The 26,983-nt window shown below is 44.1% G+C and carries 26 protein-coding genes; 12 read left to right on the top strand and 14 right to left on the bottom strand.

Translation table 11 applies throughout. The features are described from left to right. Nucleotides 1–71: 71 nt before the first annotated feature. Nucleotides 72–1,307 carry an HD domain-containing protein gene (locus tag Q3W13_RS09755; protein ID WP_302863323.1) on the bottom strand — a complete coding sequence of 412 codons (1,236 nt, stop codon included), beginning with the start codon at nt 1,305–1,307 and terminating at the stop codon, nt 72–74. Nucleotides 1,308–1,559: 252 nt separating this feature from the next. Here Q3W13_RS09755 and Q3W13_RS09750 point away from each other — a divergent pair, with 252 nt between their 5' ends. The 5 genes from Q3W13_RS09750 to Q3W13_RS09730 all read left to right on the top strand — a co-directional run bounded on the left by Q3W13_RS09750 (nt 1,560) and on the right by Q3W13_RS09730 (nt 6,700). Continuing rightward, nucleotides 1,560–3,113 carry a bifunctional response regulator/alkaline phosphatase family protein gene (locus Q3W13_RS09750; RefSeq protein ID WP_302863321.1) on the top strand — a complete coding sequence of 518 codons (1,554 nt, stop codon included), beginning with the start codon at nt 1,560–1,562 and terminating at the stop codon, nt 3,111–3,113. A 117-nt stretch (nt 3,114–3,230) separates the two neighbouring features. Next, complete coding sequence (gene tsaE / locus Q3W13_RS09745; RefSeq protein WP_302863318.1) at nt 3,231–3,647, top strand: tRNA (adenosine(37)-N6)-threonylcarbamoyltransferase complex ATPase subunit type 1 TsaE; 417 nt, start codon at nt 3,231–3,233, stop codon at nt 3,645–3,647. Between the two features lie 52 nt (nt 3,648–3,699). After that, nucleotides 3,700–4,926 carry an alanine dehydrogenase gene (locus Q3W13_RS09740; RefSeq protein WP_302863316.1) on the top strand — a complete coding sequence of 409 codons (1,227 nt, stop codon included), beginning with the start codon at nt 3,700–3,702 and terminating at the stop codon, nt 4,924–4,926. A 2-nt stretch (nt 4,927–4,928) separates the two neighbouring features. Continuing rightward, nucleotides 4,929–5,609, top strand: coding sequence for a M15 family metallopeptidase (locus tag Q3W13_RS09735; RefSeq protein ID WP_302863314.1), 681 nt, complete (start codon nt 4,929–4,931; stop codon nt 5,607–5,609). An 86-nt stretch (nt 5,610–5,695) separates the two neighbouring features. Next, a complete protein-coding gene (locus tag Q3W13_RS09730; RefSeq protein ID WP_302863312.1) occupies nt 5,696–6,700 on the top strand; it encodes a YihY/virulence factor BrkB family protein in 1,005 nt (334 codons plus the stop codon). Nucleotides 6,701–6,741: 41 nt separating this feature from the next. Here Q3W13_RS09730 and Q3W13_RS09725 read toward each other — a convergent pair whose 3' ends face one another. After that, nucleotides 6,742–8,067 carry a D-alanyl-D-alanine carboxypeptidase/D-alanyl-D-alanine-endopeptidase gene (locus Q3W13_RS09725; protein WP_302863309.1) on the bottom strand — a complete coding sequence of 442 codons (1,326 nt, stop codon included), beginning with the start codon at nt 8,065–8,067 and terminating at the stop codon, nt 6,742–6,744. A 106-nt stretch (nt 8,068–8,173) separates the two neighbouring features. Here Q3W13_RS09725 and Q3W13_RS09720 point away from each other — a divergent pair, with 106 nt between their 5' ends. Beyond that, nucleotides 8,174–9,382, top strand: a complete 1,209-nt coding sequence (locus tag Q3W13_RS09720; RefSeq protein ID WP_302863308.1) for an aspartyl protease family protein — start codon at nt 8,174–8,176, stop codon at nt 9,380–9,382. A gap of 5 nt (nt 9,383–9,387) precedes the next feature. On the opposite strand, the gene Q3W13_RS09715 is transcribed toward Q3W13_RS09720, so the two are convergent. Genes Q3W13_RS09715 through Q3W13_RS09695 form a run of 5 tightly spaced genes read right to left on the bottom strand, consistent with a single transcriptional unit; the run spans nt 9,388 to nt 12,125 of the window. Further along, entirely contained in the window at nt 9,388–9,807 is a 420-nt protein-coding gene (locus Q3W13_RS09715; RefSeq protein WP_302863306.1) for an arsenate reductase ArsC, read from the bottom strand. A 6-nt stretch (nt 9,808–9,813) separates the two neighbouring features. Further along, complete coding sequence (gene arsN2, locus Q3W13_RS09710; RefSeq protein WP_302863305.1) at nt 9,814–10,242, bottom strand: arsenic resistance N-acetyltransferase ArsN2; 429 nt, start codon at nt 10,240–10,242, stop codon at nt 9,814–9,816. Continuing rightward, a complete protein-coding gene (locus tag Q3W13_RS09705; protein ID WP_302863304.1) occupies nt 10,239–10,901 on the bottom strand; it encodes an MIP family channel protein in 663 nt (220 codons plus the stop codon). Before Q3W13_RS09705 ends, arsN2 begins: the two co-directional genes overlap by 4 nt. Beyond that, nucleotides 10,901–11,746 carry an arsenite methyltransferase gene (locus Q3W13_RS09700; RefSeq protein ID WP_302863303.1) on the bottom strand — a complete coding sequence of 282 codons (846 nt, stop codon included), beginning with the start codon at nt 11,744–11,746 and terminating at the stop codon, nt 10,901–10,903. The genes Q3W13_RS09705 and Q3W13_RS09700 overlap by 1 nt, the downstream gene beginning before the upstream one ends. Before the next feature lie 49 nt (nt 11,747–11,795). Beyond that, nucleotides 11,796–12,125, bottom strand: coding sequence for a helix-turn-helix transcriptional regulator (locus Q3W13_RS09695; protein ID WP_302863302.1), 330 nt, complete (start codon nt 12,123–12,125; stop codon nt 11,796–11,798). Nucleotides 12,126–12,262: 137 nt separating this feature from the next. Here Q3W13_RS09695 and Q3W13_RS09690 point away from each other — a divergent pair, with 137 nt between their 5' ends. Together Q3W13_RS09690 and Q3W13_RS09685 are read left to right on the top strand one after the other, a co-directional pair. Beyond that, a complete protein-coding gene (locus Q3W13_RS09690) occupies nt 12,263–12,604 on the top strand; it encodes a hypothetical protein (RefSeq protein WP_302863301.1) in 342 nt (113 codons plus the stop codon). Nucleotides 12,605–12,666: 62 nt separating this feature from the next. Further along, the gene (locus Q3W13_RS09685; protein WP_302863300.1) at nt 12,667–12,861 is read left to right on the top strand and encodes a hypothetical protein; all 195 of its coding nucleotides are present in this window, start codon (nt 12,667–12,669) and stop codon (nt 12,859–12,861) included. Nucleotides 12,862–12,939: 78 nt separating this feature from the next. Here Q3W13_RS09685 and Q3W13_RS09680 read toward each other — a convergent pair whose 3' ends face one another. Genes Q3W13_RS09680 through Q3W13_RS09670 form a run of 3 tightly spaced genes read right to left on the bottom strand, consistent with a single transcriptional unit; the run spans nt 12,940 to nt 15,985 of the window. Continuing rightward, the gene (locus tag Q3W13_RS09680) at nt 12,940–13,620 is read right to left on the bottom strand and encodes an ABC transporter ATP-binding protein (protein ID WP_302863299.1); all 681 of its coding nucleotides are present in this window, start codon (nt 13,618–13,620) and stop codon (nt 12,940–12,942) included. Between the two features lie 2 nt (nt 13,621–13,622). Beyond that, nucleotides 13,623–14,882 (bottom strand): FtsX-like permease family protein, encoded by a 1,260-nt coding sequence (locus Q3W13_RS09675; protein WP_302863297.1) that lies wholly within the window; start codon nt 14,880–14,882, stop codon nt 13,623–13,625. Continuing rightward, nucleotides 14,879–15,985 (bottom strand): efflux RND transporter periplasmic adaptor subunit, encoded by a 1,107-nt coding sequence (locus Q3W13_RS09670; RefSeq protein ID WP_302863295.1) that lies wholly within the window; start codon nt 15,983–15,985, stop codon nt 14,879–14,881. Before Q3W13_RS09670 ends, Q3W13_RS09675 begins: the two co-directional genes overlap by 4 nt. A gap of 216 nt (nt 15,986–16,201) precedes the next feature. On the opposite strand from Q3W13_RS09670, the gene Q3W13_RS09665 reads away from it, so the two are divergent. Further along, complete coding sequence (locus Q3W13_RS09665) at nt 16,202–18,445, top strand: alpha-N-acetylglucosaminidase (RefSeq protein ID WP_302863294.1); 2,244 nt, start codon at nt 16,202–16,204, stop codon at nt 18,443–18,445. 36 nt (nt 18,446–18,481) lie between these two features. Here the strand turns inward: Q3W13_RS09665 and Q3W13_RS09660 are convergent, their stop codons facing one another. Both Q3W13_RS09660 and tilS read right to left on the bottom strand, forming a co-directional pair. After that, nucleotides 18,482–18,970, bottom strand: a complete 489-nt coding sequence (locus Q3W13_RS09660) for a hypothetical protein (RefSeq protein WP_302863293.1) — start codon at nt 18,968–18,970, stop codon at nt 18,482–18,484. Between the two features lie 73 nt (nt 18,971–19,043). Further along, a complete protein-coding gene (gene tilS, locus Q3W13_RS09655; RefSeq protein WP_302863292.1) occupies nt 19,044–20,381 on the bottom strand; it encodes a tRNA lysidine(34) synthetase TilS in 1,338 nt (445 codons plus the stop codon). A 93-nt stretch (nt 20,382–20,474) separates the two neighbouring features. On the opposite strand from tilS, the gene Q3W13_RS09650 reads away from it, so the two are divergent. After that, nucleotides 20,475–23,051 (top strand): OstA-like protein, encoded by a 2,577-nt coding sequence (locus Q3W13_RS09650; RefSeq protein ID WP_302863291.1) that lies wholly within the window; start codon nt 20,475–20,477, stop codon nt 23,049–23,051. A 5-nt stretch (nt 23,052–23,056) separates the two neighbouring features. Here the strand turns inward: Q3W13_RS09650 and Q3W13_RS09645 are convergent, their stop codons facing one another. Together Q3W13_RS09645 and Q3W13_RS09640 are read right to left on the bottom strand one after the other, a co-directional pair. Next, on the bottom strand, nt 23,057–23,635 hold the full coding sequence (locus Q3W13_RS09645) for a non-canonical purine NTP diphosphatase (RefSeq protein ID WP_302863290.1): 579 nt from the start codon (nt 23,633–23,635) through the stop codon (nt 23,057–23,059). Between the two features lie 2 nt (nt 23,636–23,637). Further along, complete coding sequence (locus Q3W13_RS09640) at nt 23,638–24,201, bottom strand: hypothetical protein (RefSeq protein ID WP_302863288.1); 564 nt, start codon at nt 24,199–24,201, stop codon at nt 23,638–23,640. Nucleotides 24,202–24,510: 309 nt separating this feature from the next. On the opposite strand from Q3W13_RS09640, the gene Q3W13_RS09635 reads away from it, so the two are divergent. Then, nucleotides 24,511–25,920 carry a peptidylprolyl isomerase gene (locus tag Q3W13_RS09635; protein WP_302863286.1) on the top strand — a complete coding sequence of 470 codons (1,410 nt, stop codon included), beginning with the start codon at nt 24,511–24,513 and terminating at the stop codon, nt 25,918–25,920. A 1-nt stretch (nt 25,921) separates the two neighbouring features. Continuing rightward, on the top strand, nt 25,922–26,884 hold the full coding sequence (locus Q3W13_RS09630) for a MoxR family ATPase (RefSeq protein WP_302863284.1): 963 nt from the start codon (nt 25,922–25,924) through the stop codon (nt 26,882–26,884). Nucleotides 26,885–26,983: the final 99 nt, after the last annotated feature.

The following is a 26,983-nucleotide window of genomic DNA, read 5'->3' as shown; positions in this document are numbered from 1 at the left end:
AAGCAAATGAGTTGATTAGGTTGATTAAGTGAGTGGTGGATTGGGTGAAGACGCCAATAAACTCATTCAAACTAATCCAACTCAATCAACTCTTTAGTAAAACAAACAATATATTTCTCCACCGTCTTCACAAGCGCTTCCAGGTTGGAGTTGTCGCTGGCTTCGGTAATATCTTTTATTGAACCGTCCTTCATCAGGATGCAGATTTTACCGTCGTCAGATTTATAGGCCTTATTACGTATAACATCTGTAAACACGAAGTATGATGCATCCTGCCCGCTGATGTTATATTTTTTTTGTGCTTTTTGCAGCAGGTCGTTTATAAAGCCGGCATCTGGTAGCGTATTGGTAATATCCACCCTATATAGGTTGCGATGAATAAGGTGGGTGCATAGCGTGGATAGCACAAAATCATGATGCGTGGCCCAAACTTTTACGGCCGCCATAATATCAGTGTCATCCAAACTTGCAAACGTATCCAGGTAATGGTCCTCGTTCAAAAACTCGTCGCGGGTTACAGGTTTTTTCAGAAATTTGCTTAACGCAGGGGTTGTAAAAACCTCCTCGCCGCGTAGGGCAAGCTCCCGGCTTCGTTTTAATATCTTCACCAGCAATTGTTCACCGGCTATCACTGTTTTATGCAGGTAAACCTGCCAGTACATCAGCCGCCGCGCTATCAAAAATTTCTCGATAGAATAAATGCCCTTGGCTTCCACCACAATTTCATCGTTCACTACATTCAGCATTTTAATGATCCGGTCGGAACTGATCACACCTTCCGAAACGCCGGTAAAAAAGCTGTCCCGGTTCAGGTAATCCATCCGGTCCATATCCAGCTGACTTGATACGAGCTGATGTAAAAAGCGGCGAGGGTACTTATCTTCAAAAATCTCGATGGCCAGACTTAACTGACCGTTAAACTGCCGGTTAAGGCGTTGCATGATCATGGTTGAAATATCCTCGTGCGAGATGTGTTCAACTATGCTTTCTTCCAGCGCATGCGAAAACGGGCCGTGTCCTATGTCGTGCAGTAAAATCGCAATGGTAACTGCTTCCTCCTCATCGTCGCTTATAGCATGGCCTTTGCTGCGCAAAGTTTCAATGGCCATGCCCATCAGGTGCATTGCGCCGAGCGCGTGATGGAAACGGGTATGCAGAGCGCCCGGGTAAACCAAGTGCGTCATACCCACCTGCTTGATATATCGCAGCCGTTGAAAATACGGGTGCTCAATCAGGTCGAACACCAGGTCGGTCGGGATGTTAATGAATCCGTAAACCGGATCGTTTATAATTTTCTTTTTATTCAATGTGTTCCTTAGCTGTGCAAAAATGTTAAATAATGGTAAAAGGCCTGTCTTTTAATTGTTAATTTATGTTAATCATTTAAAAATCCGTAACAAAAACCCGTGTTTTGTAGTTATATTTCTTTGATTTTACCGGTTTTAAAACGATTGCATTGATTTAGCAGTGATCCCACAGATTTTAGAAAGATTCAGGACACTTCGGTAAATCAGCTAATAGGTTTAATCCCGGTTCAGAATAAATAATATTATATTACCATGCAGGATACCAATATTTTATGGGCCGATGACGAAATCGACCTTTTAAAGCCACATATACTTTTTTTAACCGAAAAAGGCTACAAAGTCACTACTGTTACTAATGGCAACGATGCGGTCGACGCATTCAAAAATAACCATTTCGACCTGGTTTTTCTGGACGAAAACATGCCCGGCCTTACCGGCCTGGAGACATTGTCACAAATAAAGAATATCAACAATGATGTGCCGATTGTACTCATCACCAAAAACGAGGAAGAATATTTGATGGAGGATGCCATTGGCTCCAAGATTGACGACTACCTGATTAAACCGGTAAACCCGAAACAGATACAGCTCACCATTAAAAAGCTTACCGAGAATAAGCGCCTCGTTACGGAGAAAACCACCATGGCCTACCAGCAGGATTTCCGTAACTTAGGCATGACGCTGAACGATAACCTGAGCTACCAGGAGTGGGTGGATGTGTACAAAAAGCTTATTTACTGGGAGCTTAGCCTCGAAAAGCTGGAAGACGCTGGTATGCACGAAATACTTACGCTGCAAAAAGCAGAGGCTAATGTACAGTTTTGCAAATTCATCGAAAAAAATTATCTGCGCTGGTTGAAAGAGCCCGAAAATGCGCCGGTTAACTCATCGCAACTTTTGAAAAAGAAAGTGTTTCCACTGCTTGACGGTAAAGGCCCGGTATTTTTTATTTTGATTGATAACCTCCGTTATGACCAGTTCAGAATTATTAATACTATTATAACAGACTATTTCCGCCTGGAGGACGAAGATACTTATTATAGCATATTGCCTACTGCAACTCAATATGCCCGTAATGCCATATTCTCGGGCCTTATGCCGCTGGACATGGAAAAGCGGTATCCCGAAATGTGGCAGAATGATGAGGACGAGGGCGGCAAAAACCTTTATGAGGGTGAATTTTTAACAGACCAGATTAAACGCGTACTGCGCCGGGATGTAAAACACTCATACACAAAAATTTTGAATATAGATGAGGGCCGTGCGCTCAACGAGTCTGTAAGCAACCTGATGCAAAATGAGCTAAACGTGGTGGTGTATAACTTTGTGGATATGCTGAGCCATGCACGCACCGACATGCAGATGATACGCGAACTGGCCAGCGATGACGCGGCATATCGCTCGCTAACCTTGTCATGGTTTGAGCACTCCCCTCTGTATGATTTATTAAAATTCCTGGCATCGAAGCAAGCGCGGGTGGTAATTACAACCGACCATGGTACGATCCGCGTGAAAAACCCAAGCAAGATCGTTGGAGACCGTAACACCAATACCAACCTGCGTTATAAGCAAGGTAAGAACCTTAACTTCAACCCAAAGGAGGTGTTTCACATTCGCAACCCGCATGATGCCATGTTGCCTAAGCTGCATGTAAGTTCAAGTTTTGTATTTGCCAAGGAAGACAGCTACTTTGTGTACCCTAACAACTACAACCACTTTGTTAATTTTTATAACGAAACCTTCCAGCATGGGGGTATATCTTTAGAGGAAATGATTATACCGGTTGCTGTTTACGGGCCCAAGTAAAAAGTATTAAATTTGCTGACCGCTTTCTCATTGCGAGCGCTTTCGTTCCCCGCAATAACAAAGTGTAATTATAGCACTTACAAAGTATTAGAACTTTGTAAGTCTGCCGGAAGTCTTATGCATCTAATAGCCACATCCACCGCCGAACTGCCGTTCATTGCAAATGAAATAATTTCATCTGCCGCCGACAGCCGCATTTTTTTATTTTATGGCGACATGGGCGCCGGGAAAACTACGCTTATTAAAGCTTTATGCGGGCAGCTTGGCGTAACAGAGCCTGCTACAAGCCCTACTTTTTCGATAGTTAACGAATATATTAGTGCGGACAATAATATCTATCACTTTGATTTTTACCGTCTTAAAACCGAAACGGAGGCACTCGATATGGGCTATGAGGAGTATTTTTACTCGGATGCCTATTGCTTTATAGAATGGCCGGAAAAAATACCAAACCTTTTGCCCGAACACTATAACAAGGTGGAGGTAGTCGTTCAGCCCGATAACTCACGCAGCGTAATAATTGAGCGAATTTAATTTAAACTTAAACTGTTTTTGCTTAACTTCATCAGCCAGAAATTAGTATAGAATGAGTTCAGGGAAATACAGTGGATTTTCGGACCTTGCCAAACAGGCGTTGATGCAGCCCCAGGAATCGATGCTGGAGGTTAAAAACAAAAAGAACAAGCTGTACATCGGTATCCCCAAAGAAGTAAGCTTTCAGGAAAACCGCATACCGTTAACCCCGTTATCTGTGGCATTGTTGGTGAATAACGGCCACGAGGTAATATTAGAAAGCGATGCCGGAAAGGCTGCGAATTTTTCGGATAAGGATTATTCCGAACAGGGTGCACAAATTGTTTATGATACCAAAAAGGTTTACGAGGCCGATATCATCATAAAAATCGCCCCGCCAACCATGGCCGAGATAGAGATGATGAAACCCGGCCAAAAGTTGATATCTGCTCTTCAACTTTCAACCCTGAAGGCCGAAGCAGTACACGCACTGCTTAATAAGAAAGTCACTGCCTTATGTTTTGAGCACCTGCGGGATGAAGGCGGCTCCTTAAGCGTGGTGCGTGCAATGAGCGAAATTGTTGGCGCTACTTCTATTCTCATCGCCGGCGAGTATTTGAGTAACGTGTTTGACGGAAAGGGCCTGATGCTTGGGGGAGTAACGGGTGTGCCGCCTACTGAGATTGTAATATTAGGAGCCGGTACAGTGGGCGAGTACGCGGCCCGGACTGCTATATCTCTTGGTGCCGAAGTCAAAGTATTCGACCCCTCTATTTACAAATTACGCCGCCTGCAAAACAATATAGGTACCCGCGTATTTACATCAGTAGTACAACCCATTGTTCTTGAAAAAGCTATCACTACCTGCGATGTTGCCATAGGCGCCATGCGCGCTGAAGATGGCCGAAGCCCATGCATTGTATCTGAAGCTACAGTTAGCCGCATGAAACCTAATTCGGTAATAATAGATGTGAGTATTGATCAGGGCGGCTGCTTCGAAACTTCGGAGGTAACCAACCATACCCACCCGGTTTTCCGCAAACATGACGTAATACATTATTGTGTACCTAACATTGCGTCGCGTGTTGCCCGTACTGCTACTTACGCACTTACGAATATTTTTGCGCCGATATTACTGGATATTGGGGAGCATGGCGGTCTTAAAGATTTGATTTGGGCCAGAGCCGGAATGCGCGAGTCTGTTTATATTTATAAAGGGCAGTTAACAAATAAACATATCGGCGAAAGATTTTCTATACCGTGTAAGGACCTGGATTTACTTATCATTTCCCATCGCTGATTATGAAACACCTTACACTAACTTTATTCCTGTTATTTACTTTAAAAATAGCTTCGGCACAACATTATAAATATATCGGCAGTGGGAAAGTAATGGGTACTAAGCAATATGCCGCCGATGTAAAAAAGCACCCTGAAACCCGGTTGGCCGAGATCAATAAGTATATTCCGGGTATAGCGCTCGATATTCGCTACGCTACCACTAATAATTTTACACACAAGGTGATGTATCCGCAGGCCAGGGCTTTTGCAAGGTTACCTGTAGTTTTAGCACTGAAAGCCGTGCAGGACGATTTGAAAGCAAGAGGGCTCGGGCTTAAAATTTACGATGCTTATCGTCCGTACGCTATCACTGTTAAATTTTATGAGACCGCCCGCGATACCAATTTTGTTGCTGATCCTCGTAAAGGTTCTAAGCATAACCGCGGCTGCGCAATCGACCTTAGCCTTATTGATCTGAAAACAGGCAAAGAACTTGATATGCCTACCGGTTTCGACAGTTTCAGCAAAAAAGCGGCCGCTAACTATACCGGCTTATCGCCTAAACAGATTGAAAATCGTGAGTTATTAAAAGGCGTTATGCAAGCGCATGGCTTTAAAGTAATAGCGACAGAGTGGTGGCATTATGATTTTAACGGGTGGAATAAATACCCTTTACTAGACGTCCCGTTTTCTGTCATTTAATGTTATTAAAAACTTCCTGCAAACATTTTTGCCTGCAAAATATTGTTATAAAAACAATTGAAAAGGGACGGTAAATTGTATTTGCGATGGCATTTCAAAAAGGCATGAAAGTTTTCAGCACAGGATATTTAAAAGAATGGTGGAAGATATTGGTGGCAACCTTTATGGGGTTCATCAATGATAACGGGCTGAAATTAAGTGCCTCGCTCGCGTATTACACCATCTTTTCTATAGCGCCACTACTTTTTCTTATTATATCTATTGCGGGTTTGGTTTGGGGGCACGACGCTGCCACCCACCGGCTCTACCCTCAGATAGCGCATTATGTGGGTTCACAAGCCGCGCTGCAGATACAAGATATTTTAAAAAATCTGGCACTTTCAGGTAAATCGCACATTGCAGTTACCATAGGCATCGTAACTTTACTATTAGGCGCCAGCAGCACTTTTGTAGAGATACAAGATTCACTGAATATCATCTGGCGCGTAAAAGCAAAGCCCAAAAAGGGCTGGCTAAGGCTTGTTCAAAATCGTTTTATTTCCTTTTCATTAATTATTAGCCTCGGTTTTTTACTGTTGGCATCGCTGATCGTTGGTGTAATAATGAGTGCCCTCAGCGATTGGGTGACACACTTTTTGCCGGTGGTTACCAAACTGCTTATCAATTTGGTTAACCTTGGCATTAATCTGATTATCATTACGGTGCTGTTTGGTATCATCTTTAAAGTTTTGCCCGACGTGAAGATAAAATGGCGGGATGTAAGAATGGGGGCGTTCTTCACCGCAATCCTTTTTGTATTGGGCCAGTATCTTATCAGTCTGTATATTCAGTACACCGCCAAAAGCTCGGCTTACGGCGCGGCAGGGTCTATCATGGTGATACTTTTGTGGATATACTACACAGCGGCGATATTGTATATTGGCGCCGAGTTTACACAGGTGTATGCAGAAGCCATTGGCAGCCGTATTGAGCCTGCCGACTATGCCGTGCATGTACAGCAAACCGAGATACTAAAGGACGTTTCAACGCTGCCCGCCCAAAACCCTGATTTAAAGGGGGCATTGAAACCTGTGAAGAAGGAGGGACCGTAGCTGATAAGACTTAAGTAAGTAGCGGATGGTAACCTGATTAATCAATACCCATCATGTATAAATGTAACAATTCTCACCATTTCATCGCGAATCATCCTCGTGGGCTCAGTAAAGTTGTTGTTCATGAATACGAATGCAAAGCGTCGGCCTTTTTTAGTAACAAGATAACCGCTCTGGTTATAGTTGTTAGAGAAAGAGCCTGTTTTTAACCATACGAACGGCTGGCCTTTTGCCGTAATGTATGCATTTTTTACTGTACCCGATGAACCTCCCGACGCCAGCATGCTGTGCAGCAGCTCTTCGTTATTAACTGCCTCCTGTATCTTACATAATAATTTTATTATACTCCGGGGAGTAAACAGGTTATAGCGTGAAAGTCCTGAGCCATCGACCCAAACAGGCGCATCAGGCAGATCGTTCAGTAAATTTTTTTTTGCGTAGTTGATAACCGAATCGGTATTGAGTGTGTTAAACTTTGTGGATGAACAAGCCAGCAACAGTTGCTCGGCAATATAATTATCGCTGGGCTGCAGCATATGGCGGTAAACCGTATCGGCATTAGTGTTGTAAAGTACCTTTGCGTCTGCCGGCAACGGTTGATGGACAATGGTTACCGGCATCTTTAGTGTGTCCTGTAATAATTCCGCAGTTAGTTCGGCGCCGGTTTTCCAGGGCACTTCCTGCTTAAAACCTTTTGGTAACGCCATAAAAGGATAAAAAAAGGTATTGCTTAAGATATCGCGCCTGATATGAAATTTAGCCGGACGGTAGGCGCTGTCGCATTTTAAATGCTTTCTCAGGTATCCAGGTTTTATTTGCAGTGAATCGTGTTCATCGGCATAAATCAGGGCCACATTATTTTCCAGCGGCAGGTCGTTTATCTCGGCCTGGTAATAGTCGTTATAATCGTCCCATGCCCAACCCGGACCATAAAGGTTTCCGGTATAGCTTACCGGCGAGTAATAAATGTTTTTGCCGCTGTTTTTTAAAAGGCTGTAGCCTTTTACCCCTTTTAAATCGCTGTGTAAAAACGAAGGATCGCCGGTGCCCCAAAATATCAATGAATCGTTTCGAACAACATATTTCAACGCAGGAATAGAATCGCCCAGCATTTTCAGACTGGCATAAAAGGTAAAAAGCTTAGTGTTTGATGCCGGGTTAAAATACTTATCGCTATTCAATTCGTACACCATTTTGTGGTCATCCAGATCGAACAGGGCAAATCCTGTAAAATGACCCCTCAATAATGCACTATGCGTAAACTGCCTTTTTATTTTTGCTCGCCTTGTGTTATAGGCGCAGGAGGTGCAAAAAAATACCAATAACCAGCAAAACAGCGTTATTGGTACATGTAGTTTTAGTTGCATCCGTGTTAATTTTATGCGATTAATCCGTACTTTTAGTCACCAAATATAACCGTTGTTGATCATATCATCTCATAATATAAAAAGCGCGCACCATCGAAGTTTTGCGTTGCGTTTCCTTGTTCTGCTCTTATTATTTTGCTGCTGGGGTTTTGCGGCCAATGCCCAATATTTTGATTTTACCGATAAGCGCAAGCATGTTACCATACCGTTTAAAATGGTAAGGGAGATGATCATCATTCAATTGAATATTAATAATAAGGGTCCTTTTAATTTTATTTTAGACACCGGCGTGGGGCTAATGCTGATAACCGATCCTAAACTGGTAGATTCATTGAATATCCCGAACAGGCGGACACTAAAGATTGCCGGCATAGGCGAGGGAGACGATTACGAAGCCTACGCCACATCGGCATTGGATATTCGCGTGCGGAGCTTACGGAGCTACGACGTTGCTGCCGCAATATTAAAGACGGATCATTTCGGCCTTTCCAATTATGCTGGCATGCCTATTCACGGGTTATTGGGTTACGAGTTTTTTAATAACCTGGCGGTTAAAATTGATTATGCAGACAGCACTCTCTCGGTTTGGAGACCCAAGGATATAAAACGGCAGAAAAATGGGACGAAAGTACATATGTCGGTAGAGGACAGAAAGCCATATGTGAAGGCCAAAGTTACTTTTACAGACGGGCATAAGGCCGACAATAAGCTGGTGCTTGACATTGGCGCCGGGCACGCGCTTTCGCTCGAAAACATATCTGAAGGTAAAGGCTTGCCCGCAAAACATATAACTGCTAATCTTGGTGTTGGACTTACGGGGCCAGTAAGCGGCTTTTTGGGCAGGATTGCGGAGCTTGATATTGGAAAGTTCAAAATAAAAAACCTGATTACATCATTCCCCCAGGGCGAGCAATTTAAAAAGCTATCAATTAAACGCGACGGGAACCTGGGCATGGGTTTAATGAAGCGCTTCTCGATGGTGATAGATTATCCTGACAGTGCTCTGTATTTAAAGCCTGGGCCAAACTTTAACCAGCCCTATGAACACGACATGAGCGGTATGGAATATTATGGCGGCGGTGAAGATTTAAATCGCATCATCATCAGCCGTGTGGAACCCGGCTCTCCTGCTGACCAGATAGGCCTGGAAAAAGGCGACGAGATACTTGCCATCAACATAAAGCCAGTTAAGAACATGAGCATTGAGCAAATCGACAACCTGTTCAAGTCGCAAAACGGGCGCAACTTTTTACTGGAGGTCTACCACGACGGTAAAAAGGACGATGTTTTGCTGACGCTGAAGCGACGAATATAGCGTGATCAGGGTTTAATATATTGTTCGGCAAAGTCGTGGATATAAGCCTTAATCATATCACGAACCTTCCTGAATTCCATCATAATTTCATCTTCCGTACCGTTGGCCTTAGCCGGATCAGGGAAGTTATAATGCAGCTTAACTCCATTTGAGGGAAAGTAAGGACAGCTCTCTTTCGCGTTGTCGCAAACAGTTATTATATAATCAAATTTAATATCCAGGTACTCGTCAATGTTGTTTGATGTATGGCTGGATATATCTACGCCGTCCTGTTTCATAATTTCGACAGCCCTAGGGTTAACGCCATGCGTTTCAATGCCTGCGCTGTATGCTTTAATTTTATCTCCTGCAAAATATCGCAGGTATCCTTCAGCTATCTGGCTTCGGCAACTGTTACCGGTGCAAAGCACTAATACATTTTTCATATAAATTCAGAATAGACTTTTTTTCATAACGATGGCAGAAACCGGGCAAACATGACTGAACTCCGAAGATTGTTTTACTGCTTCCGGAACGTCCGCTCTGTCGATGATCCTAAAGCCTTTTTTGCTAAAATAATTTTGTGCAGTTTCAGTTAGCAGGAACAATTCTTGCAGGTGATTTTGCCTGGCCAGCGATTCTATATTGTCAATCAATTCCCCGGCAATTCCGCGGCTACGATAATGTGCAGCCACAATAACGGAACGCAGCAATGCATAATTACCATATTTTTCAATGCCTGCCGCACCAATCAATTCATCGTTCACAATTATGGCGATGAAATCACTCAAGTCGTCCGGCAAATCGCCTGAAGGTAATTTTTCTGTTTCCAACAGTTGAATTAAAGCATTCCGGTGGTTACTGGCGTTTATAATTTTCATGATACTCCTGGAGCTGGTGTTTCAGCCAATAAATACTTAGATACCGGGATAGCGGCGGCGGCGCCAAGTACCGGGGCTAAAAGATATAGCCATAAATGCTCTGTATGCCCCGAAACTATTGCCGGCGCAAGGGAGCGTGCCGGGTTCATGGAAGCACCGCAAATTGGGCCGGCAAACATGGCTTCAAGCAAAACTACCGAACCAATTGCAAGGCCGGCAGTTATACCTTTTTCTTTATTGCCTGTTGCTACCTGCATAATAACAAACATCAGCAAAAAAGTTAATATAAACTCAAGAATAAACGACTGCACTACGGCGCCGGAAGGCTGCGTTGCGCCCAAAAGCTCATTATAAGGAAATAATAGTTTTAGTGTGCCGCTCGCCAGTATTGCGCCGGATAGCTGGCTTATAATATATGGCGGTACTTGCCTTAACCGAAACCTCTTTGCAACAGTAAACGCAATAGTAACCGCCGGGTTAAAATGTGCGCCAGATATATCGCCGAGTGCATAAATCAAACTCATTACAATTAAACCAAAAGTAAAAGCAATGCCTGTGTGGCTAACTGCGCCGTCGCTTTGCTGGTCGATGATAATTGCGCCCGTGCCGCAAAACACGAGCGCATAGGTTCCTAATCCTTCGGCTACGTACTTTTTCATTATTTACAGCAATCAGGTCCGCAACAGCTTTTTGCTTCAGGTTTTTCTGCATAAACGGTAATACTGTATATCCCGGCGCCGTTATTTTCAAAGTCGGCTATCTCCTCTACCGACAGGTAACCGCTCAATATATCCTGCGGTATCACTATCTGTTTCTCTTTTTGCAGGCTGATATTGGTAAAGCCGTTGACGGTAACTAAGCCCAGGTACTCATCTTTTTGAATAGCGCCCGAAACACAGCCGGCATACATTTCTGCTGCGCTTTTAATTTTATCGGGGAGGTTGCCGGTTAAAACAATGTCGGATATACTGAAATGGCCGCCTGGCTTTAGCACCCGGAAGATATCCTTGATTACACCGTTTTTATTGGGGACGAGGTTCAACACGCAGTTGCTCACCACAATATCAGCTGTATTGGCGCTTACCGGCATGTGTTCAATATCGCCCAGGCGAAATTCAACATTGTTATACCCAATTTTTTCGGCGTTTTCGCGGGCCTTTGCAATCATCGCCTCTGTAAAATCTATGCCTATAACCTTGCCGGTTTCACCTGTTTCGGCCCTCGCTATAAAGCAATCGTTTCCGGCGCCACTGCCGAGGTCTATTACCACATCACCCTTTTTTATGTGAGCAAATTGAGTCGGCAGCCCACAGCCTAAACCCAAATCTGCGTCCGGATTATAACCGTTCAGGGTGCTGTAGTCATCACTCATAATGTTATATACTTCAGATGAGCAGCAGCCAGACCCACAGCAGGACGCCTGGTTGGTCTCCTTATCCTGAAGGGCTATCTCGCTATATTTCTGCCGCACAATTTCTTTTAAATCTTTTTCTGACGTTTCCATAAATATTATTGTTTAATTGCAATATTACGATTAATAAGAGTAAAAAATTTTAGCAACAACCGCTCGGGTCTTTGTAAGATATGAAGAGACCGTTTAACTCCTTTTGTAAGCTTGCCCAGGCTTTCGGCTCAATACAATAGCAAACGCTCACTCCTTCGATAGTTCCCTGTATTAAACCTGCATTTTTTAATTCCTTTAAGTGCTGCGATATAGTGGCCTGTGCTAAACCCAACTCATCCACCAAATCGCCGCAAATACAAGCATTTGCATTTATTATTTGCTGTAAAATGGCAATGCGTGCCGGATGGGCTAATGCTTTTAACATAGTGGCCAGCCGGTTTTGCTCTTCGGTAAATATTTCTGTCTTGGTTAATCCCATAAATACATTGCAATATTACGATTAATATATAAAATTGCAAATAAAAAAATGCTCTTCTTATCTCAAGCGATAATAAAAGACCTTAAACTGACAATACCATTTGGCGTGTTAGGGTATTAATCGCTTAATTTGTGTCAATGAAGCTACTGGCATTAACACTTGTAACCTGCGTGCTGTTTCTCTCTTCTTTCGGAGGGGTCATCAGCCTGCACGACAACAATGCCAGCAAACATTGCGAAAAAACCGCCTGCGAAGAAATGTGCAAGCACAGCAAAAAACAAACACCGGTTAACGCTTGCGACGGAACGTCATGTGCACTGATGTTTTCCTGTAGTATCTGCGGATTTTTGCCGGTCACCCCCGCTGCTGCGCTGAAAGCGGTTTTTTATCCTGTTGACAAGCCGGTTACTCCTTATAAAATGGGCGCTTTGTCTGAATATCACGCCTCCGGCTGGCAGCCGCCAGAAGTTTACGTTTAAAACCATGAGCACTCTGCCTATGATTGCCTAATATTTATCGTAAACATTTAAAAGAATTTAGAATGAAAAAAATAAGCTTAAGCATAATTGCCATTGCTATGGCATGTGCATCTGTTATGGCCGTTGACGGCCCCGTAAAGCATGCAAAAAAAGCAAAACAGGAAACCTGCACCAAGTGCAAAGACACCAAATGCACTAAAGCATGCACAGAGAAGGGCAGCTGTTCAGAACAATCGGATTGCTGCGCTAAGAACTGATCAATTGATCGATTAACAATAAGCCTCTTGCAGAAATGTAGGGGGCTTATTAGTTCACAGAGCCCGGTGTCGGTTTAACTAACTGCCCACAATTTGCCCGTCAACCATTTCAATTATCCGCCCGGTGCGTGAAGCAAAATCATTATCATGTGTAACTATCAGCAGCGTTTGATGGTATTTGTGTGCAAGCTCGCTGAAAATATCAAACACAACCTCGCTATTCTTTTTATCGAGGTTTCCGGTTGGCTCATCAGCCATTATAATCAGCGGATCATTAATAAGCGCCCTGGCAATTGCCACCCGCTGCTTTTGCCCGCCCGATAGCTGGTTGGGGTATTTCAGCGCCTCATCTTTTATCCCCAGCATTTTAAGGTGTTCGTATGCCTTGTGTTCAACTTCATGCGCTGTATATCTTGCCAGCTTCAGGCCGGGCAGCATTACATTTTTTAATACGGTGAACTCATTAAGCAAATAATGAAACTGGAAAACAAACCCGATCTTTTCATTACGAACCACAGCGAGCTCCTGCTCTTTTTTATCGCGCATGCTTGCGCCATCCAGGTAAAGATCGCCTTCGTAATCGGTGTCCATGGTGGAAAGGATGTACAGCAATGTGGATTTCCCGCAGCCCGATTTCCCGGTAACCGATACAAACTCTCCTTTGTTAACCGAAAAGGTTACATTGGTAAGTACGCGAAAGTCTGTTTGATCGCGAAACCATTTATTGATGCCAATAGCCTTGATCGCCGTTTGTTCCATAATTATTTGCCGCGAATGATAACCACCGGGTCGATTTTACTTGCCTTTCGCGACGGGAAATAACCGGCCATATACGTGGTAAGAACCGAAAAAACACTTGCAATGATATAAAAGCGGGGATTAAAGTCGACCGGGTAAACATGCACGGTAGGGAGCGCATTGGTATTGAACGGTACATGGTGGATTATTGCCGAAAGCCCGAAGCCAGTGATTAACCCGACGCCCCCGCCTATTACACCGATGCTTAAGGCAATAAGGATAAAAATGTTGCGTACATCCCTCCCGGAAAAACCCGTAGCCTTTAAAATAGCAATAGAGTCCATTTTTTCATAGATCATCATGTTGAGAATGTTGTAGATGCCGAAGCCGGCTACGATGAGCAGCGTTACGCCTACAGCGTACGATATGGTGGTACGTATGTTGCCGCCTGTTTCAAACTCCGAATTTGCGGTTTGAATGTCAATAGCATCCACGTTGAACAGGCGCCCATACACTTTGGCTAATGCAGGCGCCTCCTTAATATCGTTCAGCTTAATTTCAATATCAGTAATGTAGCTACCCGGTTCGCCAAGCAATTTCTGTGCAGTGCCAACGGCCACAAAACTCTCTACATCATCAACCTGCTGCAACCCGGATTGATAAAAACCGACAACTTTTAGTTGCAAATGTGTGCCATTACCGGCCGTAACCTGTATAACGTCGCCGATATGCGCCAGCATTTTATCAGCTACGCCTTTGCCCAGGATTATACCGTCGGTTACGGCACTGAGGTCGGCGGCATTTCCTGCAATGATATAGTCGCCGAAAGAGAATAGCCTGCTTTCTGCTGCTGCATCAATACCGTTGAGCAGGCCGGTTATGTCAGTTACACCTACATTATAAAACACCTGCGCCTGCAGCCGCGGAGCTACGCCGGCTACATGTGCATCCCTGTGCAATGCGGCTATTACGGCGCCGCTGTTATGGATGTCTAATTGTCTGTTTTTTGGTTTTATTGAAGCAATAAAATTATAGGCATTTTTAAAACCAGGGTAGAGCTGCGCCGGCTGTACTTTGGCAGGCTGCAGCTGATGATACAGCCTTATGTGGGGCGTACGGTTGGTAATCAGGCTGTCGAGCAGTTTGTTGAGTCCCCCCATAAAGCTAAGTAATGCAATAAACATGGTGATGCTGAAGGTAACGCCGATGGCAGCCACCAGCGTTTGGCGCCACCTGGCCAGCAACAACGACAAAGCTATATCATATATAAGCCGTACTTTCATGGTTTTACCAACTCGTCGCCCTGCTTTAGTCCCGATAATATTTCAACCATCTGGTAATCTTTAAGCCCGGTTTTTACCTTTACCGTGTCGTTACCAGCCCGAACTACAATTGAATCGTTAATCAAACAGGTGCGTGGAATAACCAGCGCGCGTGCCCGGGTGCTGATCACGATATTAGCCTCCAGGCTCATGTTGGGGTACAACCTGGCAGGAGGATGTAAGAAAGTGGCTTCTACCTCGACTGTACGGCTACGTTCATCGGTAAGGGGATATATTTTTGATACGGCTGCCTCAAAAACCTGCCCCGGATAGCTATCCATAGATATCAGGACTTTTTGGCCACGAACGACTTTGGCAATATCATCTTCGTCGACAGCCAGGTCTACCAGGAATTTACCGCTCGCGCCAAGCAGGGCAACAGGTGTTTGCGGCGCTACCTGTTCACCTTTTTTAGGGTAAATGCGGTACACGGTGCCGTTTAATTTACTGGTTACTACAAAATCGCTCTCCTGCTTACGTGCAATAGCCAGGTTATGCCGCGACTGGCCTGAGGCCAGTTCCAATTGCCTTTTTAACTGACGATAATTCACCATGGCTGTATTTAGGGCAGTTTGTGCGTCTCTATAATTTAGCTCACGTTGTTCAAAGTCGATACGGGTGCCTACCTGCTGCTCCCATAATGCCTTTTGCCTGAAGTAAAGTGCAGAGTCATTCCGAACCCTGTCTCGGGCAAGTTGTATTTGTTGTTCGGCATTATCCAGTTTGTCCTGGTTGGCGTTTATATCGGCATATTGTGCCTCCAGCGCTGCGTTTTGCTGGCGCAGTCGCTGTTCGTCGCTTATAATGCTGAGCAAAGGTGTGCCTGCGGTTACTGCATCCCCCTCCGTTACATATACGTCGCGTACAATACCACCCTGGGCCGCAAAAGCCTGGTATTGATTATCCGTTTTTATCTTCCCGGAAGCATACACGCTTTCGGTTATTGGCATTATAACGGCTTTTGCCGTTGCTGCGCGTTTACCGCAGCCTGTAAATAAAAAAAAGCAAGGAACCAACAGCACCGATAAATATAATGCCGCCTTACTTTTGTTTTGTAGTGTCATGGTTAATGCAGTAAAGTTATAAACCGGGCAGCTATTAGTTTATGACAAATATCATTTATTAAATGGTTAATTGTCAATTCAAAGTGCGGGCCGGCGTGTAAAGGGCTGGTATGGTTGTTCAAAGCTGAAATGTACACAGCGCATCCGAAATACAACCAATAGGTCAATCATCATATCCGGATAATTTTCTCTATTTTCAGCGCCTTAAATAAGTTTATGCGCATCACTAATATTCTGCTGAAATCCTTACTGTTATATCTTGCCGCTTTCTTTTCGACCAAAGCGACCAACGCTCAATCAAAGCCGGCCCCAAATAGCCGGCAAACCAATATTGACGAAGTAAAGGCAATGATTGGCCGTATAACCCATGACCGTACGGCCTCATTTATCCTGGAACCAATGAGTGCTGCTGCCGGTATTGATAGTTTTTATGTGGCAGGCCGGGACGATAAAATATTGATAAAAGGTACAAGCACTATTGCTATGGCGAAGGGGCTTAACTACTATCTTAAAAATTATTGTCATGTATCGGTTACCTGGTATGCCGCGGATTCGGTGACAATGCCGGCACAATTGCCACATGTTACAGAGGGCATTGGCGAGCGGTGCCGTTTTAATGACCGCTTTTTTTTAAACTACTGCACTTTTGGTTATACAACAGTATGGTGGAAATGGAATGATTGGCAGCATTTGATTGATTGGATGGCTTTAAATGGAATCAACATGCCACTGGCCATTACCGGGCAGGAATATATCTGGCAGCGGGTATGGCGTAAGTTTGGAATGACTGATGAGCAAAGCAGACGCTTCTTTACCGGCCCGGTCCACCTTCCATGGCAGCGTATGGGGAATCTGGACAGGTGGCAGGGGCCGCTGCCGCAAAGCTTCATAGATGGGCAATTTGAGTTGCAGAAGAAGATTTTGCAGAGAGAACGGGCATTCGGAATGACACCGATACTTCCATCGTTTGCCGGGCATGTTCCAAAAGATATAAAAGCAAAATACCCGAATATCAAAATAACCGACCTTGGCTCCTACGACACCGGTACCGAAAACGATGCCTACTTTTTGGACCCTATGGACCCGTTATTTATCAAAATCCAAAGGGCCTATCTTTCCGAGCAGCAAAAATTGCTGGGAACAGATCATTATTACGGCGCCGACCCATTCAACGAAATGGACCCACCCAGTTGGGAGCCGGAATACCTTGCAAAAGTGGCCGGCACGATTTACAATGGCATGAAGGCTGTCGATCCGAAGGCAGTTTGGGTGCAAATGGGTTGGACGTTTTATTATGACAGGAAACACTGGACAAACCCGAGACTGGAGGCCATGATCAAAGCGGTACCGGCAAATAAAATGCTGATACTGGATTATTTTTGCGAATACTCTGAAGTATGGCGCAGTACCGACGGCTTTTTCAATTCGCCGTACATCTGGTGTTATTTGGGCAATTTCGGCGGTAACACTCAATTGGCTGCCCCATTTCTTAAAGTTGCCAAACTGCTGCCGGCGGCAGAGCAGGACCCGAACCGGAGGCAAATGATGGGTATAGGCACAACGCTTGAAGGTTTTGGCGTTAATAACTTCATGTTTGAATGGCTGTTTGATTATGCATGGAATGCGAACGCAAAAGATGCTCCTGAGTGGATAACCGACTATGCCCTTAGCCGCTGCGGGCACAATGATCCTGTTGTGGCTGCCGCCTGGAAGAAATTATTGCCAATAGTTTATAATACCGAAGTATCTGGTGTTGGGTTGGGCAACATGATACAATCAAAGCCAATGCTGAAAGGGCATGGAGGATTTACCTGGCCAGCCAAATATAATTATCAAGCGCTGGCAAATGTGTTCCCCCAATTTTTATTGGCGGACTCTGTTTCCCGCTCAAATCACAATTATACCCGCGACCTGGCCGTGCTTGAAAAGCAGGTATTGGTGAACCTTGCCGCTTCCCTCCGCGACTCTGTTGCAAAAGCTTATTATGAAAAAGATGAAGCGGGGTTTAAGAAATTCACAGGTCTTTTTCTAAGCCTTTGCGACGACGTAGAAACGGTGGCTGCCACGCAGCACGAATTGCTTTTAGGCGCATGGATTAAGCAGGCGCGTGATTTTGGAGTTACTAATGCCGAAAAGGATTATTATGAAAAAAATGCAAGACTACTGATCACCACCTGGGGCGGCGAAGGGAATGTGACTACCGACTATGCAGCAAAAGACTGGGCAGGCTTAATAAGCACCTATTATAAAGAACGGTGGAAACTTTTTTTTAACAGCCTGCAGAGGACAATAAAAACCGGCGCAGAGCCCGATATGAAGGCTTTTGATAAAGAGCGTGCAGCTTTCGACTGGAAATGGGTTAATACCACACAAAGCCAGCAACCCTTTAGCGTCCAACCCGCTGAAAATACTTTTGAGGTTTGTCTTGATATTTACAAAAAATGGGCGGCTTATTTATAACTGTATAGGAGCAACAGTAATTCAGAATCCCGCGCATCACTTCTTCATCTCTCCCCTTATCGCCCGTTCAAATTCATTAACGTGCTGGGAGCCGATAATGTAAATAAGCCCGTCGCGGTCGGTGAGGTGGATGGCCTCCTTGCCGGCACAGTAAAACCGGATGGTGCCTTTAGAGTGAAGATTATATACGGGGTTATTGAAAAGGTACCGGCTGTATTGTTTTCTTTCGACTTTTACAATGCTGTTCAGGTCGATTTTAACAAGACGGGTGGTCCATAATCCATCAAGCATAATACTTTTATTTTCCACACGTGTGCGGAAATGGAGCAGAAAGCCCATAATGATTGAAATGATAATGATAGCAAAGCCTACAATAGCTAACAGACCCCCATTATGTTCGCGCTCATCGGTAAAAAAATAGGCTGCAAAGCAAAACATAGCCAGCACCAGGCGAATAGTGATGGGTATGAACTCCCTGCCAAGGTATTGCTTTTCGGTAAAAACCGGTTTATCTGTCGTTTCCATTTGGTTGATTTGACGATTTGCAGATGGGTCAATTTAAAGATGAACGTAACTTTCAAATCTTTAAATCACTCCATCAGCTAACCGAATTCAATTCGAATATAGTTACTTTTTTAGTGTTGGCGGTAACTTTATATTTATCATCGGGCCGGTAGCCGCCTATCCATATCACATCGCCATTGCCGTTGACCAATAAGGGGATCTCGTTCTTTTTATGCAAAGGTATTTTCTGGCTGATGAAAAAGTCGCTTATCTTTTTGCGGCCTTTCATCCCAAACGGAATAAAAGTATCGCCCTGCTGCCAGCTGCGCAAAGTTAACGGATATATTAATCGCTCAGCATCTATAGAAACCGCCATCGGATTATCCTTAACTATCAGCGGACTATCATCATGCAAAATGTTCAGTTTATAGTTCCTGAAACGGGCCTCGTGGTCATCACGGTTTATAACTACGATATGCCCCGAAGTCCCCGCTTTTTCCAGAAGTATCAGTTTGTCGCGGTCAAGTATCAGCTTAAAATTATCTGATTCAAAAGTCCTTCCGGAATGTTTATCAAGTGAGGAAATTATGTCGCCGGCGGTACTCTTATTAAAGCCATATTCCTGCAAAAAGCTAAATAGCAATAAGCGTTGCGGTTTTAAATACTTCACGTCGTTTATCAGGATGTGTTGTTCCCTGTCATTAACCACAAGCACTTTCCGTTTGAGTTTGTCTACCTCAAAATTCAGCAATTCTTCCAGTTCCCTGAAACGGACCAGGTTATTTTCAAATGTCTGTTCCAGCGCCGGGTTTAATTCCTTAAGCTTTGGAATTACCTCGAGCCTAATTTTGTTGCGCGCATATTTGGTCGTGGAATTTGAGCTGTCTTCTCGGTACGCGATGTTCAACCCGGTAATCAACTGCTCAATTTCATTACGGCTTAAAAACAGCAGCGGTCTTACCACTCTGCCATTTTTAGGTAGGATACCATGCAGCCCGGCAATACCGGTTCCCCTTATAAGGTTCAACAATATTGTTTCAATCGTATCGTTTTGATGGTGTGCAAGCGCAATTGCAGTATAACTCTCCCGTTGCCTTATCTCTTCAAACCATTGATAACGTAAGGTACGGGCGGCCATCTGGGTTGATATTTTATTTTTGGAAGCGTAAGACAGTGTATCAAAACGAGTGACATGAAAGGGAACACCAAGCTGCTGAGCCAAATACCTGCAGAAGCTTTCATCGCCATTTGATTCATCGCCGCGGAGCAGAAAATTGCAATGTGCTATGCCAAAACTATATCCTGCTGATTTGAGCAAATGAACCATAATAACAGAGTCCATACCCCCGCTTACGGCTGCCAGTACTTTGCCGTTGCTGTCAAAAAGTGAATGTTGTTCAACAAAGTTTATGAAATCTTTTACCGGCAGCATCAGCCAAAATTATTAATTTAAAACCCCCGACAAAAAACTAATTTTGCGCTTGTGAGGAAATACGTGTTATTTGTTTGGTTATTGTGCACAACGATGACGGCTTTTTGCCAGAAAAAGACGTTGGTGAAGCTTATCAAATCGAGTAGCACCGTGGGCGTAAAGCTTAATGGGAAGGAGATTTTAAAAGTTTACCAGGGCACTTTTCAACAGGATTTTTCGACGCTTAGCTCAGACAGCGCCTATTTTTATCAACAGGATAATGCGTTTGATGCCTTTGGTAATGTAGTGATCAACCAGGGGGATACGCTGCATGTTTTTTCGGACAAACTGAATTATAACGGCAATACCAAAATCGCCATACTTACCGATAACGTTAAGATGGTGGATAAAGATGCCACGCTTACCACCAATTACTTAACTTATAACACGGCAACCCGGATAGGCACTTATACAGATGGTGGCAAGCTGGTTAATAAAGACAATACCCTGCTTAGTAAGAATGGCTATTATTTTGCCCGCTCGCGCGACTCTTATTTCCGGTACAACGTTTCGCTTACAACGCCGGATGCTTTAGTGAAAACAGATACAATGCGGTATAACACGGGCTCGAAAATAGCCTACTTTTATGGCCCTACTCATATCTACGGCATTCAAAAGGCGAAAGAAAAGAAAGAAAAAAAGGACAACGATACACTGTATACTGAAAACGGAACTTATAATACGACGACAGAGCAGGCTGCTTTTGGAAAAAATAATTTATATACGTCGGGTTCTAAATCATTAAAGGGTGACAGCCTTTTTTATGACAAACTTAAGGGTTATGGCCGGGCAGTTAAGCATGTAACTTTTGTAGACCTGGAACAGAAAACCACCATTAAAGGAAATTTGGGCACCTATTTTAAGGATGAAGAACGCGCTGTTGTAACAGAGGATCCTTACATTATTTTAGTTACAGAACAAAAGGATACTTCCAGAACTGATTCCCTCGCTAAAGCGGATTCGGCACGGAAAGCGGATTCAACATTCAGGATCAACCCTGAAAAGCAGCAGGTTGGTCAAATCAACATGGCTCAGTTGATCAGGAAAACTGTCCCGGGAAAAGCGGATACTGTGACCAATGCCAATTCCCTTAAGCGCAATATAGAGTTAACAAAAAACGGCAAGATCAAGGTTGATTCAGTGATTAAAAAGCTGCCTGCAGATACCAATAAAGTACATAAAAAAATCGATTCGGTTAATAAAAAGCCGCCGGGCGAATTAAAAAATGTCAATCTTAAAACGGTGCAATCTAAAATAATACCAAAAACTAAAGTCAAAGCTGAAACTGGCAAAACTGATGATATTATTCCGTTGCGGGCAGGCCAGCCCAAAAATGCATTACCTGTAGCAAAGGCAGTGAAAGACACCGGCCGCATTAAGCGCGACTCGGTTTACATGTCGGCTGATACGATAGAAACCCAGATATTAACCTATAAAAATTTAAGGGCTTACCAGGAAAAACAACGCCTGGCACATATTCGTGATACCTCGGCGAAGCCGAAAGCTAAGACTCCGGATTCTAAATTTTTAAGCGGGAAACTGGCTGGCGTACCGTTAGATACCAGTTTTTTACATCGTGACTTTTTCGGCAAGCCTAAGGTGGTGGCTAAAAAGCCGGTGGTTTTAACCAAGAAACAACTTGCAGCCGATAGCCTGCGAAAGAAACGCATGGACGATTCGGTTGCATTGGCCAGAAAACTGGAGCCAAGCGATACCGCGCGCATAAGGATCGTTATTGCGCATCATCATTTTAAAATGTTTAAGTCAGATATGCAGGCTAAAGCTGACTCGATGTTTTACAGTGGCGCCGATTCTACCATCCGTTGTTATGTTAATCCGATGATTTGGACGGAGGGTTCGCAGTTAAGCGGAGATACTATTTACCTGCAGATGAAGCATAAAAAGATGGACAACATGTCGATGTTTCTGCACGCCTTTATCGTGAATATAGATAAACAGGATTCCACCCATTTTAATCAAATGGCGGGAAAGAAGATGCGAGGGTATTTTAAAGACGACAAGCTGCACAAGATGCTTATTGATGGCAATGCTGAAACCATTTATTTCGCCCGCGACAGCGCCAAAAATAAAGTAACCGGGATGGAGCGATCTTTGAGCACGCGCATTGGTATTGACTTTGAGAATAACAAGGTGACCCGCGCTGCGCTTTATCTTAAACCTGAAAATAAGTATACGCCGATTGATAAGGTGCAGGAGGATGACAAGATATTAAAAGGTTTTATATGGAAACCTAAAGAACGGCCTGTATCAAAAGAGTCTATCATACCCTCATTCTCTAAAAAGGCCGAAGCAAAAGCTGCGAAGGATAAAGGAAAGCCCGGTAAAGCAACTGATAAAAAAACACCGGTAAAAGGAGGCAAGGCCGTGAAAGATACAACAGGAGCCGGAGCTGTAAAGTTACCGGGAGCAAAATCCCCTGCTGATAGCTTGAAGATTGCGCCTCCCAAGCCGTCCGCTGCAAAAAATCCTGCAGACAGCGCTAACAGAACAGCACCCCAACCACAACCTGTAAAAGCTAATAAAGATAGTTCAAAAGCTGCGCCAGTTAAAATGCCAGTTGGGCTGCCCAAAAAAGACACGACCAGGGTAAAACAGGTAAAAGATCAATAAAGGACCTATTGCTTATTTAAAAATTCAAGTAATTTCTCTACTGCAATAGCCCTGTGGCTGATGGCATTTTTCTCATCCAGTGACATTTCTGCAAACGTTACACTGTATCCATCAGGCTGAAAAATTGGGTCATAGCCAAATCCCTCACTTCCTGAACGTTCTGGGCGAATAGTGCCCTCGACAGTGCCTTCAAAAAAATGCTCAATGCCATTCCATAGTAATGAAATTACGGTGCGGAACCGGGCTGCCCGATTAGTTTCACCCTGTAGCTGCAGGAGCACTTTACTGATATTAGCCTCATGGTCGCCATGCTTTCCGGCATAGCGGGCAGAATATATGCCAGGTTCGCCGTTTAGCGCGTCGATCTCAAGGCCGCTGTCATCGCCAAAACAATCCACATGATACTTCTTAAAGATATAATGACTTTTAATAGACGCGTTTTCGCGAAAGGTCGATCCTGTTTCGGCGATGTCTTCATCGCAACCGATGTCATCCAAGCTTAAAACTGCTATTTGCCCCTTGATTTTAGCGGAAACTTCCTGCAGCTTATGAGCATTATTGGTGGCGAAAACTAAGCGATGCATAATTAAAACTGCTTCATTTGTTCCCAAAAGGCCTTTTTATGCTCCACGCTGTTCATCATTTCATCAAAACTGAATGTGAGTAAAGCCCGCATGCCTTCGGTAGAACTTACTTTATTTAATTGTAAATCTGCGACCCCTGCCGGAACGCTTTTTTTGCCAAGGAATAATGTTTTTTCCGGATTGAAAAAGCTGCGCAAAGGCTCAAACCCGGTACCGGGGTAATTTGCCATGTTCACTATTGCCACATCATCGGCGCCGGTGTTAAGCCTTCCCAGGGTGCTTTGCAACGCTCCAAGATGGGCCTCGTCAATAATATCAATCCCCGGATAATAAGTGAGGATAAGATAATGCTTTTTATTGCCGCCAATAAACTTAAAGGTTACCGGCTCTTTCCTTTCAGCTACCGGCTCCGTAGCATTCGCTGTATTGTAAACCGGCTCCGGTTCCGAAAGCGTATTGCCAACTATAGCAGGAACGGTGGACTTATATAAGCTTTTATCAGCATCGAGCAGATAAATATCCTCCTGCATAATAAAACTAAAAGCAACTGGGTTTTCTATATTCATCAATGAAGCGCGCTTACATTCCGGGATAATTATACCTGTATTCTTGCCCGGAATAATTACAAATACCGGCAGACAAATATAATTTTTATGCTCATTGAAGAGTTAATGATTTAGCAGATACAGAGATCTTTTTTAACAAATTTTAACCAAAAGGAGATAAACAATCTGCAGCATTATCGGCATATTCGCACAATTATATTCTGTTTTAGGTATTTACATCGATTACACAGCAGGTAATTGATAAATTTTACCGAAATTCGGAGATTTTAAGTCCCGGAAAAATTGGGATTGTTTAATAGCACAAGGTAAATGAGAAAGATTGGGTTAGCCATTTTAAGTTTAATTTTAATTATATCGGCCGCACGGGCGCAGCAAAAAAAACGCACGCTTGATAAAATTGCCGGCGTTGTTGGCAGCAATATTATTCTTCAATCGGATATTGAGTTAAAGTACGCCACCTATGTGGCGCAGGGCATGCCGCCAAATGAGGCCGCTAAGTGCCAGATATTACAGCAGTTGGTCACACAAAAATTGCTTGCTGCGCAAGCTGTTATAGACAGTATCGACGTTAAAGACGATGAGGTAGATAACAGCGTTGATCGCAGGATGCGCGAAATGATTCAGCGAGCGGGCGGCCAGGACAGGCTGGAACAGTTTTTGGGCCGCTCGGTTATTCAATATAAAGATGAGGTTCGCCCGGATATTAAAGAGAGCCTTATTGCTCAAAAAATGCAGCAAAAAATTACTGCTAACGTAAATACTACGCCGCAGGACGTAAAAAAGTTTTTTGATGGAATACCCAAAGACAGCTTGCCTACCTTTAATAAAGAGGTTGAAATAGGCGAAATCGTGTTTTCTCCCAAGCTAAACAATTCTGAGAAAGAAGCTTACAAGAACAAGTGTGAAGAACTGCGGAAACGTGTTTTGGCTGGCGAGGATTTTGGCAAGCTTGCCCGGCTATACTCGCAAGATCCCGGATCGGCCCCGCAGGGTGGTGACCTGGGCTTTGCCGACCGCAGCGCATACGTGAAGGACTTTACTGCCTGGGCTTTCAAATTAAAAGCGGGAGAAATTTCGCCTGTATTTGAAAGTGAAATAGGTTTTCACTTTTTGCAGGTAATAGAACGTCGTGGCGAGCAGGTGCATGTAAGGCACATACTGATTATCCCGGCTGTTACGGAGGATGCGCTAAATCGTGCCAAGGCAAAGGCCGACAGTATTTATAATTTATTACAGACGAACAAAAAGATAAATTTTTCTGAAGCAGCAGCTTTTTATTCGGATAATAAAGACACCAAATACAATGGCGGTATGATGCTAAATGCCGAAAATGTGGAGGCTCGTTCAACCTATATCCCTACCGATAAGCTTGACCCGCAGGTGGCGCTGGTGGTGGATACCATGAAGGTTGGCAGCATATCTAAGCCGTTTCTGTTTACAGGCCAGGACGGCAAAAAAGGCTACAAAATTTTATACCTGAAATCAACAACCAATGCGCACAGGGCCAACCTTGAGCAGGACTACCCAAAGATTAAGGAGTACGCCAATAATCAAAAAATAAACCTTACCGTGAGTGAGTGGTTTGAGAAGAAAAGAAAGGAAACTTTCATAAGAATTGACCCGCAATACCAGGGCTGTCCGATGCTGAAAGGCTGGAGTACGCCTGCAACCGCTGAAATAAAGACCGAAGACACTAAACCTGCAGAAGTAAAACATTAATATGCAACACCGCTCGGAAGTGGAAGCCGCCGATGCCTTAAGGCAGGCCTATCAGCAAATACGCGCCGAAATTGGAAAAGTGATAGTAGGCCAGGAAGAGGTGCTGAAATTTGTGCTTATTTCCATTTTCAGTAATGGCCACTGCCTGCTGGTGGGGGTTCCGGGCCTTGCTAAAACATTGCTGGTGCAGACTGTAGCGCAGGTGCTTGATCTTGATTTTAAACGCATACAATTTACCCCCGATTTAATGCCCTCGGACATTATCGGGTCTGAAATACTGGGTGAGGACCGGAATTTTAAATTTATTCCCGGGCCGGTTTTTGCAAATATCATCCTTGCCGACGAAATTAACCGGACCCCGCCAAAAACGCAGGCGGCCCTTCTTGAAGCTATGCAGGAAAAGGCTGTAACGGCCGCCGGAGTTACACATCGGCTTGCGCAACCTTTTTTTGTGCTGGCAACGCAAAACCCTATAGAACAGGAGGGAACATATCCTTTGCCTGAGGCTCAGCTTGACCGCTTTATGTTCAACGTATCATTGGATTATCCTACGTTTAAAGAGGAGTTACAAGTAGTAAAAAATACTACAGGTGTTAACACCCAGGATGTTCGCCCGCTTCTGAATGCCGAGCAAATTATCTACTTTCAACAATTGGTGCGTAATGTACCTGTTGCCGATAATGTATTGGAGTATGCAGTTCGCCTGGTAGCTAAAACCCGTCCTAATGGTGAACTGGCCGGTCCTCAGGTAAAGCGTCTGTTAAATTGGGGCGCAGGGCCAAGAGCGTCACAATTTTTAATTCTGGGGGCAAAATGCCATGCGGTTATCAGCGGTAAGTATTCGCCGGACATTGAAGACGTTCAGGCCATCGCCAGGCCAATTTTAAGGCACCGCATAGTGCGCAGCTATCATGCTGAAGCGGAAGGGTTATCTGCTGATGATATTATCGTCCAGCTATTTTAGTTGATTAAGAACTATTTTTCCGGGTAATGATGCCAAAAATAGTTGGTGGTAATAGGAAAAAAAAGTGCTAAATAGCGTATGCAGATATAAGGGGAATCG

This window comes from Mucilaginibacter sp. L3T2-6 (assembly GCF_030519355.1).
In the GTDB taxonomy this organism is placed as follows: domain Bacteria; phylum Bacteroidota; class Bacteroidia; order Sphingobacteriales; family Sphingobacteriaceae; genus Mucilaginibacter.
Note: the sequence above shows the minus strand (reverse complement) of the source record. Positions and strands in the feature narration are given on the sequence as shown.